General features: G+C 61.8%; 1 protein-coding gene and 1 pseudogene. One reads left to right on the plus strand and one right to left on the minus strand.

Annotated elements, in window-relative coordinates; all coding sequences use genetic code 11:
* Positions 1 to 212: pseudogene (locus EN879_RS36810) on the minus strand (hypothetical protein); the annotation flags it as partial.
* Positions 213 to 587: 375 nt separating this feature from the next.
* Between EN879_RS36810 and EN879_RS36815 the strand changes: the two are divergent.
* Positions 588 to 1,124: arginase family protein (locus EN879_RS36815; RefSeq protein ID WP_206521097.1), on the plus strand; the 537-nt coding region annotated here is incomplete at its 3' end.

Consider the following 1,124-nt stretch of genomic DNA (forward strand, 5'->3'; position numbering starts at 1 on the left):
ATATCGAGGTCCTTGGTCTGGCGGGTGACACCCGTATAGGCGCTTACCGCGTAGGTCCCGGCGACCAGAAAGGGAATGTCGGTGGCGGCAAGCTCGCGGATTGCTTCGGTATAAAATACCTCCGCCTCGGCATTTTTGAGCGTCGGCGCCGCCTTTGCGTCAATCATGGGAAGCGAGACCAGAACGTTTTCAGGCAATGGGCCATTGGTCATGAAACGATGACTCCGAATCCGGCAACCGGCAGTCGCCCGCTGTGGTAACAACGTGAACCCCGCCTGGTTCCGCTACCGGGCGGCCAGCCAAAGGTTCATTCTCGTCACGTACTGGAAATTTCGGGATCGCGCCTGCCGATCCAAGCCCGGCCCAACGTCATCGCCGGCGCGCAAGTCTCTATGTCGCCTCGGAATCGGCCCATGCCGCCGCCAATGTCCCATTGGCCCAAATTTGAAACACCCCGTGGGTGCTCGATCTCGATCGTTTTAGAGTTTATTGGGCTTACCCAATCGGGTACAAAGCTGAAGCCGAGGCGCTTGATCTAACCGCACCCCGATCGGCGTGCGCCAAGCCATCATCAGGACCATCAAGGCATGACCCCCTCGCCTCCCTTTCTCGGCTTTCCCGACCGTCTTGCAGATAGCCGCGTGCCTCGTGCGGTGATCTTCGGGGCCGGTCACGGCAGCACCTATCCCGGCAAGGACAGCAGCGGCTATGCCTTGGCCGCCAACGCCATCCGTGCTGCCAGCCAGGACGATGCCGCGTTCGTCGAGCACTGGGATTTCGATCTTGGCGGCCCGCTGTTCGACGGCAAGCCGGACTCTTGCGTCGACGCCGGCGATATCTTGACCACCATGCATGACAATGCCGGCAACCGGGCCAGGATCGAGGCAAAAACGCGCGAGATCCTGACGTTGCCGGCTGTGCCGATCCTGATCGGCGGCGACTGTTCCATGACCATTCCCTTCCTCGCCGGCTTTGCAGAGCACGGGCCGGTCTGGGTCCTGCAGGTCGACGCCCATATAGACTGGCGCGACGAGGTTCATGGCGAACGCCACGGCTATTCGAGCCCGATGCGCAGGGCAAGCGAGATGCCGCATGTCGCCGGCATGGTGCAGGTCGGTCTGCGC

Source organism: Mesorhizobium sp. M7A.F.Ca.AU.002.02.1.1, assembly GCF_003998535.1.
GTDB lineage: Bacteria > Pseudomonadota > Alphaproteobacteria > Rhizobiales > Rhizobiaceae > Mesorhizobium > Mesorhizobium ciceri.